Annotated in this window: 18 protein-coding genes; 7 read left to right on the top strand and 11 right to left on the bottom strand. The window is 70.7% G+C overall.

From position 1 onward, the window contains the following. The first annotated feature begins 113 nt into the window (after window positions 1-113). On the top strand, window positions 114-1,625 hold the full coding sequence (locus J2S59_RS07875; RefSeq protein WP_281366693.1) for a catalase: 1,512 nt from the start codon (window positions 114-116) through the stop codon (window positions 1,623-1,625). A 211-nt stretch (window positions 1,626-1,836) separates the two neighbouring features. Here J2S59_RS07875 and J2S59_RS07870 read toward each other — a convergent pair whose 3' ends face one another. From J2S59_RS07870 to J2S59_RS07855, 4 genes are all read right to left on the bottom strand, one after another. Further along, entirely contained in the window at window positions 1,837-2,298 is a 462-nt protein-coding gene (locus tag J2S59_RS07870; RefSeq protein WP_068117840.1) for a hypothetical protein, read from the bottom strand. A gap of 33 nt (window positions 2,299-2,331) precedes the next feature. Then, window positions 2,332-2,700, bottom strand: coding sequence for an ankyrin repeat domain-containing protein (locus tag J2S59_RS07865; protein ID WP_068117838.1), 369 nt, complete (start codon window positions 2,698-2,700; stop codon window positions 2,332-2,334). Window positions 2,701-3,113: 413 nt separating this feature from the next. Next, window positions 3,114-3,473 (bottom strand): phosphomannose isomerase type II C-terminal cupin domain, encoded by a 360-nt coding sequence (locus J2S59_RS07860; RefSeq protein WP_068120869.1) that lies wholly within the window; start codon window positions 3,471-3,473, stop codon window positions 3,114-3,116. An 86-nt stretch (window positions 3,474-3,559) separates the two neighbouring features. Further along, window positions 3,560-3,862: a MerR family transcriptional regulator gene (locus J2S59_RS07855; RefSeq protein ID WP_068120867.1), complete on the bottom strand. Its 303-nt coding sequence runs from the start codon at window positions 3,860-3,862 to the stop codon at window positions 3,560-3,562. 127 nt (window positions 3,863-3,989) lie between these two features. Here J2S59_RS07855 and J2S59_RS07850 point away from each other — a divergent pair, with 127 nt between their 5' ends. The 3 genes from J2S59_RS07850 (at window position 3,990) to J2S59_RS07840 (ending at window position 7,647) form a co-directional block, all read left to right on the top strand. Continuing rightward, window positions 3,990-4,427, top strand: a complete 438-nt coding sequence (locus J2S59_RS07850; RefSeq protein ID WP_306824991.1) for an Hsp20/alpha crystallin family protein — start codon at window positions 3,990-3,992, stop codon at window positions 4,425-4,427. 212 nt (window positions 4,428-4,639) lie between these two features. Beyond that, window positions 4,640-6,829, top strand: a complete 2,190-nt coding sequence (locus J2S59_RS07845) for an ATP-binding protein (RefSeq protein ID WP_306824990.1) — start codon at window positions 4,640-4,642, stop codon at window positions 6,827-6,829. A 368-nt stretch (window positions 6,830-7,197) separates the two neighbouring features. Continuing rightward, complete coding sequence (locus tag J2S59_RS07840; RefSeq protein WP_068120615.1) at window positions 7,198-7,647, top strand: VanZ family protein; 450 nt, start codon at window positions 7,198-7,200, stop codon at window positions 7,645-7,647. Here J2S59_RS07840 and J2S59_RS07835 read toward each other — a convergent pair. From J2S59_RS07835 to J2S59_RS07825, 3 genes are all read right to left on the bottom strand, one after another. Then, on the bottom strand, window positions 7,616-8,215 hold the full coding sequence (locus tag J2S59_RS07835; protein WP_068120614.1) for a hypothetical protein: 600 nt from the start codon (window positions 8,213-8,215) through the stop codon (window positions 7,616-7,618). The genes J2S59_RS07840 and J2S59_RS07835 overlap by 32 nt on opposite strands. Beyond that, window positions 8,199-8,717 (bottom strand): pyruvoyl-dependent arginine decarboxylase, encoded by a 519-nt coding sequence (locus tag J2S59_RS07830; RefSeq protein ID WP_068120613.1) that lies wholly within the window; start codon window positions 8,715-8,717, stop codon window positions 8,199-8,201. Before J2S59_RS07830 ends, J2S59_RS07835 begins: the two co-directional genes overlap by 17 nt. A gap of 91 nt (window positions 8,718-8,808) precedes the next feature. Beyond that, window positions 8,809-9,273 (bottom strand): Fur family transcriptional regulator, encoded by a 465-nt coding sequence (locus J2S59_RS07825; RefSeq protein WP_246360303.1) that lies wholly within the window; start codon window positions 9,271-9,273, stop codon window positions 8,809-8,811. A 106-nt stretch (window positions 9,274-9,379) separates the two neighbouring features. Between J2S59_RS07825 and J2S59_RS07820 the strand changes: the two genes are divergently transcribed. Beyond that, on the top strand, window positions 9,380-9,760 hold the full coding sequence (locus J2S59_RS07820; protein WP_068120612.1) for a response regulator: 381 nt from the start codon (window positions 9,380-9,382) through the stop codon (window positions 9,758-9,760). Window positions 9,761-10,067: 307 nt separating this feature from the next. Here J2S59_RS07820 and J2S59_RS07815 read toward each other — a convergent pair whose 3' ends face one another. After that, window positions 10,068-10,562: a heme-binding beta-barrel domain-containing protein gene (locus J2S59_RS07815; RefSeq protein WP_068120610.1), complete on the bottom strand. Its 495-nt coding sequence runs from the start codon at window positions 10,560-10,562 to the stop codon at window positions 10,068-10,070. 185 nt (window positions 10,563-10,747) lie between these two features. Here J2S59_RS07815 and J2S59_RS07810 point away from each other — a divergent pair, with 185 nt between their 5' ends. Together J2S59_RS07810 and J2S59_RS07805 are read left to right on the top strand one after the other, a co-directional pair. Next, window positions 10,748-11,107, top strand: a complete 360-nt coding sequence (locus tag J2S59_RS07810; protein ID WP_068120608.1) for a DsrE family protein — start codon at window positions 10,748-10,750, stop codon at window positions 11,105-11,107. A gap of 167 nt (window positions 11,108-11,274) precedes the next feature. Then, window positions 11,275-12,972, top strand: coding sequence for a hypothetical protein (locus J2S59_RS07805; RefSeq protein WP_068120606.1), 1,698 nt, complete (start codon window positions 11,275-11,277; stop codon window positions 12,970-12,972). Here the strand turns inward: J2S59_RS07805 and J2S59_RS07800 are convergent, their stop codons facing one another. The 3 genes from J2S59_RS07800 to J2S59_RS07790 are packed head-to-tail and all read right to left on the bottom strand — an operon-like array spanning window position 12,973 to window position 15,745. Beyond that, window positions 12,973-13,827, bottom strand: coding sequence for an SGNH/GDSL hydrolase family protein (locus J2S59_RS07800; protein WP_068120603.1), 855 nt, complete (start codon window positions 13,825-13,827; stop codon window positions 12,973-12,975). A 2-nt stretch (window positions 13,828-13,829) separates the two neighbouring features. Beyond that, window positions 13,830-14,753 (bottom strand): NAD-dependent epimerase/dehydratase family protein, encoded by a 924-nt coding sequence (locus J2S59_RS07795; protein ID WP_068120601.1) that lies wholly within the window; start codon window positions 14,751-14,753, stop codon window positions 13,830-13,832. Beyond that, entirely contained in the window at window positions 14,750-15,745 is a 996-nt protein-coding gene (locus tag J2S59_RS07790) for a GDP-mannose 4,6-dehydratase (protein WP_068120598.1), read from the bottom strand. Before J2S59_RS07790 ends, J2S59_RS07795 begins: the two co-directional genes overlap by 4 nt. Between the last annotated feature and the right edge of the window lie 6 nt (window positions 15,746-15,751).

The following is a 15,751-nucleotide window of genomic DNA, read 5'->3' as shown; positions in this document are numbered from 1 at the left end:
ACAAGACAGAAATTGGAATGATTCAAGAAAACGTGGTTGACTGAGGGGTACCCACCGCGCCGCGCCCAGTTCATCTCCGCGCAGCGCACCTGCATCTTCGAAGGAGATCCTCTGTGCCCGTAGACGTGCCTGAGAACACCGCCCCTGCGACCACCGTTGCCGGTGCACCGGTTGTCGACAACCAGAACAGCCTGACCGCCGGTCCGCGTGGCCCGATGCTTCTGCAGGACGTTTGGTTCCTCGAGAAGCTCGCCCACTTCGACCGCGAGGTGATCCCCGAGCGGCGCATGCACGCCAAGGGCTCGGGTGCCTTCGGCACGTTCACCGTGACCAGCACGGAGATCACGAAGTATTCCAAGGCCGCGATCTTCTCCGAGGTCGGCAAGCAGACCGAGCTCTTCGCGCGGTTCTCCACCGTGGCCGGCGAGCGCGGTGCGGCCGACGCCGAGCGCGACATCCGCGGCTTCTCGGTGAAGTTCTACACCGAGGACGGCAACTGGGACCTCGTCGGCAACAACACCCCGGTCTTCTTCTTCCGCGACCCGCTGCTGTTCCCCGACCTCAACCACGCGGTCAAGCGCGACCCGCGCACCAACCTGCGCAGCGCTGAGAACAACTGGGACTTCTGGACCAACCTCCCCGAGGCCCTGCACCAGGTCACCTACGTCATGGGCGACCGCGGCATCCCCGCGTCGTACCGCCACATGCACGGCTTCGGCTCGCACACCTACTCCCTCTACAACGAGGCCGGCGAGCGCTTCTGGGTGAAGTTCCACCACGTCACCCAGCAGGGCATCAAGAACCTCACCGACGCCGAGGCCGCCGCGGTCGTCGCCGAGGACCGCGAGTCCAGCCAGCGCGACCTCCTCGAGGCCATCGACGGCGGTGACTTCCCGAAGTGGAAGCTCATGGTCCAGGTCATGCCCGAGGCCGACGCGAAGGACTACCGCTTCCACCCCTTCGACCTCACCAAGGTCTGGTCGAAGAAGGACTACCCGCTGATCGAGGTCGGCGAGTGGGAGCTCAACCGCAACCCGGACAACTACTTCGCCGACGTCGAGCAGGCCGCCTTCACCCCGGCCAACGTCGTCCCCGGCATCGGCTTCAGCCCCGACCGCATGCTGCAGGGCCGGCTTTTCTCGTACGGCGACGCGCAGCGCTACCGCCTCGGAGTCAACCACCACCAGATCCCGGTCAACGCCCCCCGCGGCGTGGCCAATCCCAACCACCCGCACCGTGACGGCGCGATGCGCGTCGACGGTAACCAGGGCGCCGTGCCGTCGATCGTGCCGAACTCCTACAACCACTTCGGCGACCGGCCGCAGTACCGCGAGCCTGCGCTGCAGCTGGACGGTCCGGCCGACCGCTGGGACTACCGCGAGGACGACAGCAACTACTTCGAGCAGCCCGGCAACCTGTTCCGGCTCATGGACTCCGCTGCGCAGAAGCGGCTGTTCGCCAACACCGCCCGCGCCATCGACGGCGCCTCCGAGGCCACCATCGAGCGCCACATCGCCAACTGCACCCAGGCTGACCCGGCGTACGGCGCCGGCGTCCGCGCGGCGATCGAGGCCCTCAAGGCCGGCACGCTGGACGACACCGACGTGAACTCCGACTCCGTCTGAGTCTCATAGTCAGCAGCGGCCCGGAGCTTCAGCTCCGGGCCGTTCTGCGTTCCTAATGATCAACCGAGGTCTGAACATTGGCACGCAGGACCCGCTGTGGGTGCGTTGCCCCTAATGCTCTTCGGGCCGTTTCGGTTTCATTTCGGGGTGTCCGCTCGGTTTCGTCCACGCCGGGGCTCCTGGGCGTCGGCGATTGGCGTCAAGATGTCAGTCAGACTTCGGGACCTTGCTGCAACAGCGGCCGGGAGCCGACGACCGCAAGCCACGAGGTGTCGAGGTCGGGTTCGATCGCTCGGCGTAGCCAGCGCTGGTTCAGGCCCAGTTCGTGGCGGACGACCACCCGCAGCTTTTCGATGTCAGCTGCCGTCGTAGCGGAATGGCCCTGAAGGCCTAAGCACTGGAGAAAAGCTGCAGCGACTTCCCTGTTCCGACACGTGACGAGCAACCTCGAATGTGTCAACCGAAGCTCGGCAGCGGACACGGCGCTCTGCGGGGTCGAATCCGGGAACAATGTAGTGAACACAGCGTCGACCTGCGCCAGAGCCTCGAGACATGCTTCGCGCTTCATCGCGAACAACTGCAGGGTTCGTTCCACCCGCGCTTTGAAGTAGATCGACAGCCCTGCCCCTAAAACGGAAGACGAGGCCAGGGCTACCAAAAGCGTTTCAGCCACTGCGGCACCATACGGCGCCTCGCATGAGCGGGATCACTCGATTACAAATCCGAACATCACCGCCGCCTGGCGCGCCGGTGGCGTACCGGCGTCCAGGTCGGCACCCGCCTCCAGCAGCACCTGCACCACCGCCCGCTCACCCTTGAACATCGCGCCCGCGATCGGCGACTGGTCGCGCTCGTTGCGCAGGTCGACATCGGCCCCGCGCTCGACGAGTGCCGCGACCGTCTCGGCCTGACCGTGGTACGCCGCCAGCATTAGCAGCGAGTCGCCGGCGGCGTTCTGCGCGTCCACGGGAAGGCCGTGGTCGAGGAACTCGAGCAGTTGTGTGGTCTCGCCCTCGCGCGCAAGGTTGCCTGCCAGCTCGATCACCTGGGCGGTCTGCTCGTCGGAGAGTGCCATGGGGTGATTGTGCCCAAGCGCGACGCGATCACCCGACGCCGGATGGGCGGGTGCTGCTTACGGGCGCGATTGACACGCCGTGCCGCGATCACGCGCAGTGTTCGGTTGACCCGGTCCAAACTTGCCGGTCGACGGATCGGCATCTCAACGCCGCCGTCGGTTGGCTCTGGACGAACCGTCGCGCGACGAGCCACCCCGGCCCCACAACGCGGCCTCCGCTCACCCGCCGTTCTTCGGCTTGGTTGCACCGCACTCGCACTGGTAAAAGTCAGGGGCCTGGTCGATCCGGATCAGCACCCACTCGTGCTCGTGGTCGCTACTCATAACTCAACGTTACGACGGCGGTTGCTTCCCTGCAGCAAATTGTCCTAACTGACCAATAAGCAGCACATCGGCCAATCCAACGGACCCGCCTACGGGCTCTTGACCTCAGCGCGCCCGAAGTCGTCCTCAAGCCGGCAGATGTCGTCCTCGCCGGTGTAGGCGCCGCGCTGGACCTCGACGATCACGAGTTCCTCGGTGCCCTCGTTGCACAACCGGTGCGCGGCGCCCTGCGGCACGTCCACGGACTCGCCGGGGCCGATGATGTGGGTGACGCCGTCGATGATGGCGGTCGCGATGCCGAAGATGACGACCCAGTGCTCGGAGCGGTGCTCGTGGGTCTGGTAGCTCAGCCGGCTGCCCGGAGTGACGTGGATGCGCTTCACCTTGTAGCCGCGATCGACGTCGATGACGTGCCACGAGCCCCAGGGCCGCTCCTCGGACTCCAACATGCGCATGACCCCTTCGGCTGACGGCACCAGTGCCGAGACAGTGTCGACCCCCCTAGCGTACGAGACGGCCGCCACCTGGCGCAGACCTATCGACGCTGGCGGCGCCGCGCCAGCCGCGCGCGCAATCGCGCGTTCTCCTCCTCCAGCTCCAGGACCCGCGCGATCCCGGCGAGGTTGAGGCCCTCGGCCAGCAGGTCGCGGATGCGGTGGAGCCGGTCGACGTCGGCGGCACTGTAGAGCCGGGTGCCGCCGTCGGTGCGCGCCGGCTCGAGCAGGCCGCGCCGCTCATACACCCGCAGGTTCTGCACCTCCATGCGCACCATCGAGGCGGCCACCGAGATGGCGTAGACGCCCTCGGTGTGCGCTGGTCCCGCACCCGCTGCCGACATGGCTTGCCTCCTCGGCGTTTCGACGCTATAAGGAATATATAACAGTGACTACAGGTTATGGATGGTGAGCGGATGAGATATCCGCTCCATCATCCAATCGCCGTGAGGCAAGAGAAGGAGGTTCCCCATGCTGCTGCGCACCGACCCGTTCCGTGACTTCGACCGGATCATGGCCCAGGCCTTCGGGTCCTCGACCGGCACGTCCACCCGCCCCGCCGTCATGCCGATGGACGCGTGGCGCGAAGGCGACACGTTCGTGCTCGAGTTCGACCTGCCCGGCGTCCACGCCGACGCGATCGACATCGACGTCGAGCGCAACGTGCTCACCGTCCGCGCCGAGCGTCCCGGCCGCAACGGCGACTGGGAGCTGCTGGCCTCCGAGCGCACCCGCGGCGCCTACAGCCGCCAGCTCGTGCTCGGCGAGAACCTCGACCTCGACCGCCTGGAGGCCGCGTACGCCGACGGCGTCCTGCGGCTGACGGTCCCGGTCGCGGAGAAGGCCCGCCCGCGCAAGATCGAGGTCCGGCGCGCCGACGACGCGCAACCCGCCGCGATCGAGAGCTGACCGCGTCCCACCCCCACAGCCGGGCCCCAGCGACACGCTGGGGCCCGGCTTTGTTGTGACCGCCGCGACCGGGACTCGCGATCCTCGAGCGCCGTGCCCCGACTGCGAGACGCCAGGTTGAGGGGGTCACCGCGGAGCCATACGGTGGGCCGGGCACTCGCAGGCGGCATCGTGCCCACCTCGAGGCCCTCCCCCGACGAACGGATCAGCCCGTGCTGCGCAGGACCAGGTCGAGCACCTCGCGGGACGACGACCCCACGTCCGCGTGGGACTCCAGCCCGTCCCCACGAGCGTTCGCCCTGGCCGTCTTCGTCACCGTCCCGACGCTCAGCCTCGTCGGCGCGATCACCCTCGGCTTCCCCGGCAGCGACGTCAGCACCAACGTCTCCTCCGGCGCCCTCGTCCTGGCGGGACTCGCCGCCACCGTCAGCTGCCTGCTCCGCGCTCGCCGTACGACGGGCCGGCGCCGACGCGGCTGGAACCTGATCGCGCTCGCCGGCGTCATCGTCATCTCCGGCAACGTCGCGGCCAGCACCGTCTCCGGGGGCTTCGCGACCGGCCTGGCCAACGGGCTCACCGACACCACCATCGCGCTCGGCCTGGTGGTGTCGGCGATCGCGTTGCTGCACTTCACCCGCGTCGCCTCGCGGCGCAACCTCACCGCGCTGACCCTCGACGGCACCGTCGCCGGTGCCGCGGTGCTGATCATCGCCAGCTCGGTGATCTACGACCCGTTGCTCGAGCAGGCGGACGGTGGGTTCATCAACGGCTTCACCGTGCTGCTGATCCCGGTCCTCGACGTCATCGTCGCCACCATCGCCGGCATCCAGGCGCTCCGCGCCGGTCGCTCGGACCGACTTGCGCTCGGCCTGATCGGGGCCGGCTACCTGGCCTACATGCTCGACGACCTCAACTACGTCGTCGAGCAGGCGAGCGCGGGCTACGTCTTCGGCACCTGGACCGACCTGGGCTGGGTCGCCGGCTACGCGCTCATCGGCCTGGCGGCCTGGGCGCCCTCGACCACGCGCGGACCGCGCCGGATCCGTCGTCGTACGGCCGAGGCGTTCGGCACGATCATCATCTTCGTCATCCTCCTCTCGGCCGGGCTCGTCCAGGCGCTCGCCGCGGACGGTCCCTCCACGGCCGGCCGCGTCGCACTGTGGGTCGTGCTCGTGGGGGCCGCCCTCGGTCGCGAGCTCCTGCAGAGCCAGGAGATCCACGACCTGCGCCGCGGGCTCGAGCAGCGCGTGACCGAGCAGACCGCCTCGCTGCGGCATTGGGGCGAGCAGACCCAGGCACTGCTCGACAGCGTCGGCGACGGCATCTACGGCGTCGACGTACGCGGCCGGATCACCTTCATCAACCGCTCCGCGCAGACGATGCTGCAGCTCGACGACGCGGTGCTCGGCAGCGCCCACGCCCACGACCTGTTCCACGCCCCGAAGGCGTCGGGCGAGCCCTACCCGGTCGAGTCCTGCTACATCACCGAGGCCATCGAGCACGCCATCACCGCCAACTCCGAGGAGGACGTCTACCTCCGCGCCGACCAGACCGAGCTGGCCGTCGAGATCACCGCCTCGCCGATCCTCAGCCGGGTCGACGGGACCGTGTCCGGCGCCGTGGTCGCCTTCCGCGACGCCACCGAGCGCCGCGAGGTCGAGCGGATGAAGGACCACTTCCTGTCGGTGGTCAGCCACGAGCTGCGTACGCCGCTCACCGCGATCCGCGGCAGCCTCGGCCTGATCTCCAGTGGAGCGCTCGGCGACCTGCCCGAGGAGGTCAGCGCGTTGACCGCCACGGCGGAGGAGAGCGCAGAACGGCTCGGACGCCTGGTCAACGAGATCGTCGACGTCGAGCGGCTGGCGTCGGGCAACTTCGTGGTCAACCTCGCCGCCCACCGGGCCGCCGACCTGGTGGCGGCCAGCCTCACCGAGCTCGACGGCTTGGTCAGCGCCTCCGGCATCGAGCTGGTCACCGGGGAGATCGACGGGACCGTCTTCGCCGACGCCGACCGGTTCTCGCAGGTCCTGACCAACCTCGTCGGCAACGCGGTGAAGTTCTCCGAGCCCGGCTCGGCGATCACGCTCACCGCCGTACCCGACGGCGACGAGGTCGTCTTCGCCGTCACCGACCAGGGTCGGGGCATCCCGCCCGAGCGTCTCGAGGACATCTTCGAGCGGTTCCGCCAGGTCGACTCCTCCGACGCGCGGCTGCAGGGTGGCACCGGTCTGGGCCTGGCGATCACCCGCGCCATCATCACCCAGCTCGGTGGCCGGGTGTGGGCCGAGAGCCAGGTCGGCGTCGGCAGCACCTTCCGCTTCACCCTGCAGTCGGCCACCCACGCCGACGCCGAGGAGCTGGAGTGCGACTGCGAGGGCTCCTGCGAGCATGCCGCCAACTGAGCGGCTTGCTCGCTGCGGCGAGCTGACCGGGACCCCTGCCTGCTGGCGCTGCGCGCGTATTGCGCGGGCGTCACGTCCGGATGGTCCCGTACGCCATGGCCACTACCTCGCCCGCCTGGCGCCCGCTCCCCCCAGAGATCGCGGAATGGATGGGTATGGACGAGGCGATGGTGCCGTTCGCCCTCGCCGTGGCGCGCGGACGACCCCGGCAGCTGGACGCGTGCGAGGCGGACACCCGCCGCTGCTCCGCGTCGCACGTGTCCAGTCCCTAATCGCTCACCTGCCGGCCCACCCAGCTGCCGATCTGCCACCTGCCGGCCCGCCGGGCACTGTGAAGGCCTCGGCAACGCACCTCTACCGTTCACGAGGTGACCCACCAACGCCTCGCCCGCCGGTGCCTGGTCGCGTGGGGACTCGTGGTCGCGGTGTTCTTGCTGACGCCGGCCGTCGAGCTCCCCTCCGGCGCCGTCGGCTGGGTGGCCGACGTCCTGCGCTCCGGCGGGGCGCCGGAGACGGTGGTCGCCGGCAAGCGCGTGGAGTTCGGCGTCAACGTCGCCGTCATCAGCCCGCTGACGTTCCTCGGTCACTGGGCGTTCCCGGGCCGGACGTGGCGCGACTGGACCGCCTACGGGTTCGTCGGCTCCATGGCCGTCGAGGCCACGCAGGCGCTGCTGCTGTCGAGACGGTCGGCGGAGTTCGTCGACGTCGTCGCCAACACCGCCGGTGCGCTGCTCGGGGCGATCGCGGCGATCGCCGTGGTCTCGACGGGGCTCGACCAACGGATGATCAGTCGGCGCCGACCCCGAAGTCCGCGGTGAAGTAGGTCTGGGTGTCGACCTGGATCGACGGCGCACCCGCGCCCTTGAGCAGCATCCCCATGATCCCGTCGTTGAGACCGGCGCGGACGTTGGCCTCGCACATGTCCCAGGCGACGATGACCTCTTCGGCGACCGCGGCCTCCATCATCGCGGTGAGCATCGTGGCGAAGATGCCGCCGCCCTGCTCGCCGGGGATGGTCATGGTGAAGCCGAGATACCAGACAGCACCGCGGGCGACGTGCTCCGGGTGGCGCGCGGCATAGAACTCCGCGCTGGCCCACGGCACCGCCGCGAGATCGGTCACCAGGATGGACAGGCCGAGGAAGTTGCCCTCGCCGTCGGTGGCGACCCACTTGTCGATGCGCTCGTCGGCCATGTCCTCGACGAACTCCTCGAGGCTGAGCACGTGGCGCGCGGCTGCGGCCGTGCGCAGCGGGCCGAAGGTGCGCTCGTAGTGCGGGTAGAGCACCGTGGCCTCGTCCTCGGGCAGCTTCGTGCGCCGCTCGACGTGGACACCGGGCACGCGCAGTCCGTTGACCTGTCGTCCGGCGTCACGCACGTGCGTCATCCCAGCCGCGCACCTCGAACGTCGCGATCGCCAGCGCGCACACCGGCTGGTCGACGCAGTGCGCCCCGATGACCGCCTGGTGCACGGGGCCGAAGTCCCGCTCGCGGCGCCTGGCCATGTCCTGCATGGACATCTCCACGAGCTCCCGCACCGACGCCTCACTGCCGCTGTGGTGCTCGACGAACAGCCCGCCGTGGTCCTCGTCGTACGCCCACCCGAGCCCGGCCCAGGTCGACTCGCCCCGCAGCTCGGCGTGCCCGGCGGCATAGACGCAGTAGAGCCGGTCGCCGTGCTCCATCGGCAGCGGCTCGTCGCTCACGACGACGTCGGAGCGCGGCGGGACGACCGAGGAGAGCCGGATCAGGTTGAAGTCGGCGACGCCGGCCTTGTGCAGGGCGTCGTCGAACGCCGAGACCGGCGTGCGTCCGGTGCCGGCGGCGGTGCGAACGGTGATGTGCAGCCGTCCCGAGGCCTCGGCGGCCTCGCTGGAACGTGCGTTCACGCTGTGCTCTCTCTCCTCGTCCCTCGCGGACCCCCTCCGGGTCCGCCCCTTGCACCCCCGTGCTGTGCCCGTGCGGGCCCCTCCGCACTACTCAGTCGGCGGAGGTCTCCGAGGCGCAACCGGCGCACCGACCGAACAGTGCCAGATGGCCTAGGTCGGCGGTGAATCCGTGCTGCTCCCGCAGCGTGTCGCCCAACGACGCCGCCAGCGCCAGCTCGACCGACGTCACCTCACCGCACCCGCGACAGACCAGGTGGAAGTGGTCGTGGTCGGTGACGGCGTGGTAGGTCGGGGCGCGGTCGCTGAGGTGCGTGTGGCGGATGGCGCCGAGCTCCTCGAGGACCTCGAGGTTGCGGTAGACGGTCGAGAGGTTGATCGCGTCGTGGTGACGGCGTACCTCGGTGAGGATCTCCTCCGGCGTGGCGTGTCGCAGGGTCTCGACCGCCTGCAGCACGAGCCGACGCTGCGGGGTCAACCGCAGCCCGCGTGCCCGCAGCTCCGCGCGCCAGTCCCGCGGGTGTGCGGGCGTCAGATGGCGCGCTTCGGGCTGAGGCACGCAGTGAGTTTAGGGGGTATCCGACACGAGTCGGACAACGAACCTGCCACAATCAGGACGTCCACCCCTCCACCCGGTGGCACCAAGACTCGGGAGTACGTCTGCCGTGACCCCACGACTCGCGCTCGTCGTCGACGACGACGACGACATCCGCATGATCACCTCGCTGACGCTGCGCCGCGTCGCGGGGTGGGAGGTGCTGACGGCCAGCGACGGCCAGGAGGCGATCGACATCGCCCGCGAGCGGCGCCCCGACGTGATCCTGATGGACCTCATGATGCCGGGCATGGACGGCATCGAGGCCTCCAAGCTCCTGCTCGCCGACGCCCGCACCGCCGACGTCCCGATCGTTCTGCTCACCGCCAAGGCCAGCATCGGGGGCGCCCAGCCGCCCTGGGACGGTCTCGGCGTCGCGGGCGTCATCTCCAAGCCGTTCAACCCCCGCTCCCTCGCCGAGGAGGTCGCCGGGATGGTGGGGTGGGAGTAGGGGTGTTGGGGGCGGCAGCTTCACCGCCCGACTAACGACACGCCCGCTCGTCGAACGTTTCTCCCCCGTCGGACGCCCGGTTTCGTGCGACCAGTGTGACGTGAGTGGCGCTCCGGCCGGGCGCGGCGGATGCCGAGCGCGCACCCCGACCTGCTGGGCGTGCGCCGCCGAGCGCGGCGCGCGAGCCGAGCATCGCCGTACCTCTGACCCCACGAGCACCACTTGTCGACCGAAACCGGGCGTCGCGGACGACAGTTTCGTATGGCAAGCGGGCGTGTCGTGGCTCGGGCGGTGAAACTGCGCCGGCTCAGGCTCGTTTGAGGCGCGCCCACAGGTGGGGCTGGAGCTGCTGGCCCATGGCGGCCATGTCGAAGGCGTAGAGCAGGTCGCCCTCGACGTTGCCGTAGAGGCGGTGGCCGCCGACGTACTCCTTGGCGCTCTCGGTACGCGCAACGGCGTCGGTCGAGATCTCGAGCTTGCCGTCGCCGGCCTTGCCGTGCCAGATCTCCACGAACCCGATGTTGTGGCTCAGCGTCACCTCGATGTCGCCACCGGGGCGGCAGCGGATGAATCCGGTCTCGAGCGCGGCGTCGCGGACCTTCTCGCCGTTCTCGTCGATGATCCAGGAGCGCGCGAAGTAGTGGAAGAACGGCCGGCCGTCGTGGGTGAAGATCAGCTCCTGGCCGAACTGGAACGCGTCGATCGTTGGGTAGTCGCCGTGGCCGTTGCCGCGCCAGGTGCCGAGCATCCACGCCAGCGGCGCGCAGTCGGGGTGGAGGTTCTCGGGCAGCTCGAAGGGCATGGGTTCTCCTGGTTGTGCGGGGGTACGGCGGTGGGGCTCAGTCGCGGCCGGCGCGCAGCACGCGGACGACCAGCATCCCGCCGATCCAGCCCGCGGCGACCACTGCGGCGATCATCGCGACCACGAAGAGGGCTTCCATGAGGCGCCACCCTACGCGTCGGCGTCTCCCGCCTACGCTGGCGCGCATGAGGTCGCTGGTCGTCAAGGTCACTGCTGGAGCCGAGGATGCCGAGCGCTGCAACCAGGCGTTCACCGTTGCCGCCTCCGCCGTGGCAGCGGGGGCGTCGGTGAGTTTGTGGCTGACCGGCGAGGCGGCGTGGTTCGGCGTGCCCGGCAAGGCCGAGGAGTTCTCCCTCCCACTCGCGACCCCGCTGGCCGACCTGCGCGACGTCGTGCTCGCCGGCGGCACCCTGACCGTCTGCACCCAGTGCGCCGAGCGGCGCGGGATCGGCGCCGACGACGTGCTCGACGGGGTCCGCATCGCCGGGGCGGCCTCCTTCGCCGAGGAGATCCTCGACGACGGGGTGCAGGCGCTCGTCTACTGAGCCCGGCATAGCCCGAAAGGACTATGCCGCGGTGCCCCATGAGGGGATGGGGAGCGCCCCGATCGGGTCGATGATGGACGGTGGGGGATCAGAGCAGTAACGGGCAACAGCCCGCAGCGTTGAACAGTTGGTACCACCTCTCGGGTACCGCGTGTGGGGAGGCTGGAATGACGACGACGACGTCGGCCGACGGATCGGCCGTGCGCGCACTGCTCGCACGCCACGACGAGCCGTTGCGGGCGTTCGCCGAGAAGCTCAGCGGCCAGCCCGACGAGCTGCTCGCGCAGACCGAGGAAGCCGCGAGGCAGCGGTACGCCGCGGACGCGCCCGGCGAGCTCGCCCTTCCCTGGCTGCTGCGGCTCATGGCCGTCACGCATACCGGCCGCGATCCGAAGCCGTCCGCCGACCTCGTCCCCGTCGCGGCGTACCTCGCGCTCCCCCGCGCCACCCGCGGCCTGCTGTGGCACGTCGCGGTCGAGGGCCAGGACGTCGACGAGGCCGCTGCCGCATTCGGCACGGAGCGCTCGGTGGCCCTCGCCCAGGTGCGCGCCGGTGCGGCCGACCTGCGCAACGCCGTCCTCTCCCAGCACGAACCCGAGTCGCGGCCGGAGGAGTGCCAGTGGCTCTACCGGCGCGAGCTCGAGGCGCCCGAGCGGCCACTGACCACCGGCGAGCGTGCCCGCGGCGAGCAGCACGCTTGTGCCTGCGCGTGGTGCGGCACCATCGTCGACCAGCTCACCATGGTCTCCACCGAGCTCCGCTCGACCATGGCGGTGAGCGTGCTGGGTTCGCTGGCGCCGCTCTACCTCGCCACCCGCCCCGAGCCCGCGCGCTCCTTGGCGCCGCCGGTCCTGCCCACGCTGGCCGGATTCCGGCGTACGGCGGCCGAGCACCAGCGTCCGCTCATCGGCATCGGCGCGATGGCCGCGGTCGCCGCGGGCGTCGCCGGAATGGTGCTGCTGCAGCCGATCGTCAGCACCGAGCAGGTCTTCAGCGCCGATAACGGGATCGTGGAGATCCGCGAGTCGGGGCGCTCCGGCAACGACGTGGTCGTCGCCGACCCGCCGGCAGCCGTGGGTACGACGCCAGCACCCGCGGCGGCACCGGCCGGAGCCCCGGCGGGCGAGGGGGTCGACGGTCCGGGTACGCCGGACGCCGGCGCCGGCGAGGGTCCCGGCCGCACGCCGGGCACCGGTCCGGGCGCTGGTCCTGGTCCCGCCCCGGGCGACGGCCCGGGCGGTCCGGGCGGACCCGGCACCGGCCCGGGGACGGGCACGCCGGAAGGCGACGACGGTGACGGCGACGGGCTGCTCGACCTCGACGTCGACCTCGCGCCGATCGCGGTCGACGCCCGCGTGGGCCTGCGCCCGCTGCTCGGCGCCGACCAGCGGCTGCATGTCGGACTCGACCGGGTGGGCCTCGACGGGCTCATCACGCTCGAGGTGCCGCTGCTCGGGGGCGGCCGTCAGGCCGAGCCGGCGGAGCGGGCCGCGCCGGCCCCGCGGGTGGCACCGGCCCCGCGGGTGGCACCGGCGAAGCGTGCGGCGCCCGCGAAGCGCGCAGCTCCGAAGGCCGTGGTGCGGCGCGGGCCGGCGCCCCAGGCCGACCGTGGTCGCGCCCCGGCACACGCGAGCAGGTCGCACGCGAGCAGGCCCCACGCCGGGAAGCCCGCGACCACCGGCCACCGCGGTCGGCACGAGCGGCGTACGGGCCGCACCGACGACCGGAGCGACAACGCCTCAGCCGGCGGCCGCACGACCCGCCAAAACGCCGCTCCGCCACGACGCGTCAGCGACACGCGCTCCACCGACCGGCCCACGGCGGTCGGAGCACTGCTCCGCGGGCTCCTCGGGCAGCGGGACTGATCAGCTGACGATCTCGACCAGGAGTTCTGCCACGGCTGCGTGATAGTCACTCCGGGGATGACCGATCGCCCCATCGCCGTCGGTGGTGAAGCCGTTGGTCCAGGGCTCGGCGTCACACACGCCGTGTCCGCGGGTGGCGGCATAGGTGTCGACGTACGCCGCGCCGGCTTCCTCGGCGGCCTCTTGCAGCACCACGTTGAGCTCGCGGACCGTGGCCACGGCCAGGTCGAAGGCATCCTGGGTCAGCGGCATGGCCGGGCACGGACCGGCCGCGCCGAGCGCGTCGCCGTACCCCACGACGAGGACCTCGGCCTGCGGGGCGCGCTCGTCGATCGTCTCGAGCAGGACGCGGAGCTCGCTCGCGAACGCTTGCAGGCGGTCGCCGGCCGCAGCCCGTGCGGCGGTCGTGGAACACGAGTCGTCAGCTGCACCGTCTGCGCAGTCGGCGCTGACGAGTCCGGCGTACCCGAGGTCGTTGGCGCCGACCATCACCGTGACGAGCGTGGTCTGCTCGTCGAGCGCGTCGACCGGCGCGTCCCCGCGCGATCCTGGGCCACCTATGACGTCGATGACGCGGGCGCCAGCACAGGTCCGGTTGACGAGCTCGAGGCCGTTGCGCTGGGCGAGCAGGACCGGGTACGCGCGCGCCGAGCGCCGGCAGATGTCCCCGGGCCGCTCCGGCGCGATGCCCATGCCCGACGCGGCAGAGTCGCCGAGAGCGACGTAGACCCCCTCTCGGATCTCGCCGGCCGACCCCTCCGGCTCGTCGGGGCGATCAGGCCCGGAGCCGACTCCACATGCCGTCAGCAGCACACCGAGCAGCACCAACAGCACGAGCCGGTACGGCGCACGCATGCTCAGCCCCGCAGGGAGAGAGCAACGAGGTCGCGCACGCTGTCGGCCACGGTTCGCTCCGGCTTCCACCCGGTCGCCGCGTGCAGCCGGCCGGCGTCGCCGGCGACCACGCGCGGGTCGGTGGGCCGCACCCGGGCCGGGTCCACCTGCAGCGTGGGCGTGGGGAACCCGCCGGCCGCGACGAGCTCGGCCAGGAGCGCACGACCCGTGGTCGGCGTACCCGAGCAGACGTTGAAGACGCGGTGGGGCAGCGCGTCGGCCTCGAGCAGCAGCCGGTAGGCGCGGCACACGTCGCGCACGTCGGTGTAGTCGCGCGCGGTGTCGAGGTCGCCCACGACCAGCGGCGCGTCGGACCCCCGGATCGCGCGCAGCCCCGCGACGAGGTCGCCGAGCAGGAACCCCGGGCCCTGGCCGGGACCGATGTGGTTGAAGGGGCGTACGACGACGGCGTCGAGCCCACGTCGCACGTAGTAGTCGACCTGGTGCTCCATCGCGGCCTTGCTGACGGCGTACGGCGAGGCACAGGCCAGCGCCGCGTCCTCCGACAGCGGTCCCGGCCTGCTCGTGTCATAGAGGGCGCCGGTGCTGATCACCAACACCCGGGCGCCCGAACCCCGGCGCAACAGCTCCTCGGCGACGGTGGTGAGGGCAGCGGTGTTGACCTGCAGGTAGCGCTGCGGCTCGGTGAACGACTCCGCTACCCGCGACAGCCCGGCGAGATGGACGACCGCGTCGATGTCAGCGATCCCGCTCAACGACGCGGGTTCGCACAGATCGGCGGCGACGTGCTCGACGTCCGCGGGCAGAGAGTCCGGGCGCGGACCGCGATCGGTGGTGACGACCGACCAACCATGCGCGCGCAACTCGCGCACGAGGTGCGGGCCGACAAAGCCACCGGCTCCGGTGACCAGCGCGGTCCTGCTCACCGACCCTCCGGCGCGTGCAGGCGCAGGTCGTGGTCGACCATCCGCTTCACCAGGCCGGCGAAGTCGACCTCGCGCTTCCAGCCCAGCACCCGCTCGGCCTTCGCCGGGTTGCCCAGCAGGATGTCGACCTCCGCGGGGCGCTGCAGTTCGGCGTCCTGGCGCACGTAGGGGTGCCAGTCCTCGATGCCGATCTCGCCGAAGGCCAGCGTCAAGAACTCCTCGATGGAGTGCGTCTCCCCGGTCGCTAGCACGAAGTCATCGGGCTCGTGGTGCTGCAGCATCTGCCACATGCCGCGCACGTAGTCGCCGGCGTACCCCCAGTCCCGCTTGGGATACAGGTCGCCGAGCGTGACGTGGTCGGCCAGACCCCAGTGGATGCGGGCGACGGCGTCGGTGATCTTGCGGGTGACGAACTCCAGCCCGCGGCGCTCGCCCTCGTGGTTGAAGAGGATGCCGGTGGCCACGAACATCCCGTAGGACTCGCGGTAGTTGCGCGCGATCCAGTGGGCGTAGAGCTTGGCGACGCCGTAGGGGCTGCGCGGGTGGAACAGCGAGTCCTCGTCATAGCCCGTGCCGGGGCGGTTGTAGTCCAGGCCGCCGAACATCTCCGACGTCGACGCCTGGTAGAAGCGCGTGTGCTGGTCGAGACCGGTGATCCGCACGGCCTCCAGCAGGTTGAGCGTGCCCTTGGCCGTCACGTCCGCGGTCAGCTGCGGGTTGCGGAACGAGTAGCCGACGTGGCTGATCGCGCCGAGGTTGTAGATCTCGTGCGGCTGCGCGACGTCCACCGCGCGGATGAGTGAGGTCTGGTCGGTGAGGTCGGCCTCGATGAGGTGCACGTAGGGGAACTCCCCCACCACTGCCTCACGGCGCGAGTTGCGCTGGCCGCGGATGAGCCCGAAGACCTCGTAGCCCTTCTCGTGCAGCAGCTCGGTCAGGTGGCCGCCGTCCTGTCCGGTGATGCCGGTGATCAGGGCACGCCTCGGCTCCACGGGTCA

This window comes from Nocardioides massiliensis, assembly GCF_030811215.1.
In the GTDB taxonomy this organism is placed as follows: domain Bacteria; phylum Actinomycetota; class Actinomycetes; order Propionibacteriales; family Nocardioidaceae; genus Nocardioides_A; species Nocardioides_A massiliensis.
This window is presented reverse-complemented; position numbering and strand designations above follow the sequence as displayed.

Bases quoted from the DNA above. Each gene is read 5' to 3' on its own strand.
- J2S59_RS07865 (WP_068117838.1), bottom strand. From the start codon at position 2,700: ATGGCACTCTCCGACGAGCAGACCGCCCAGGTGATCGAGCTGGCAGGC.
- J2S59_RS07860 (WP_068120869.1), bottom strand. From the start codon at position 3,473: ATGTTGGAGTCCGAGGAGCGGCCCTGGGGCTCGTGGCACGTCATCGAC.
- J2S59_RS07855 (WP_068120867.1), bottom strand. From the start codon at position 3,862: ATGTCGGCAGCGGGTGCGGGACCAGCGCACACCGAGGGCGTCTACGCC.
- J2S59_RS07850 (WP_306824991.1), top strand. From the start codon at position 3,990: ATGCTGCTGCGCACCGACCCGTTCCGTGACTTCGACCGGATCATGGCC.
- J2S59_RS07835 (WP_068120614.1), bottom strand. From the start codon at position 8,215: ATGACGCACGTGCGTGACGCCGGACGACAGGTCAACGGACTGCGCGTG.
- J2S59_RS07815 (WP_068120610.1), bottom strand. From the start codon at position 10,562: ATGCCCTTCGAGCTGCCCGAGAACCTCCACCCCGACTGCGCGCCGCTG.
- J2S59_RS07810 (WP_068120608.1), top strand. From the start codon at position 10,748: ATGAGGTCGCTGGTCGTCAAGGTCACTGCTGGAGCCGAGGATGCCGAG.
- J2S59_RS07805 (WP_068120606.1), top strand. From the start codon at position 11,275: ATGACGACGACGACGTCGGCCGACGGATCGGCCGTGCGCGCACTGCTC.
- J2S59_RS07800 (WP_068120603.1), bottom strand. From the start codon at position 13,827: ATGCGTGCGCCGTACCGGCTCGTGCTGTTGGTGCTGCTCGGTGTGCTG.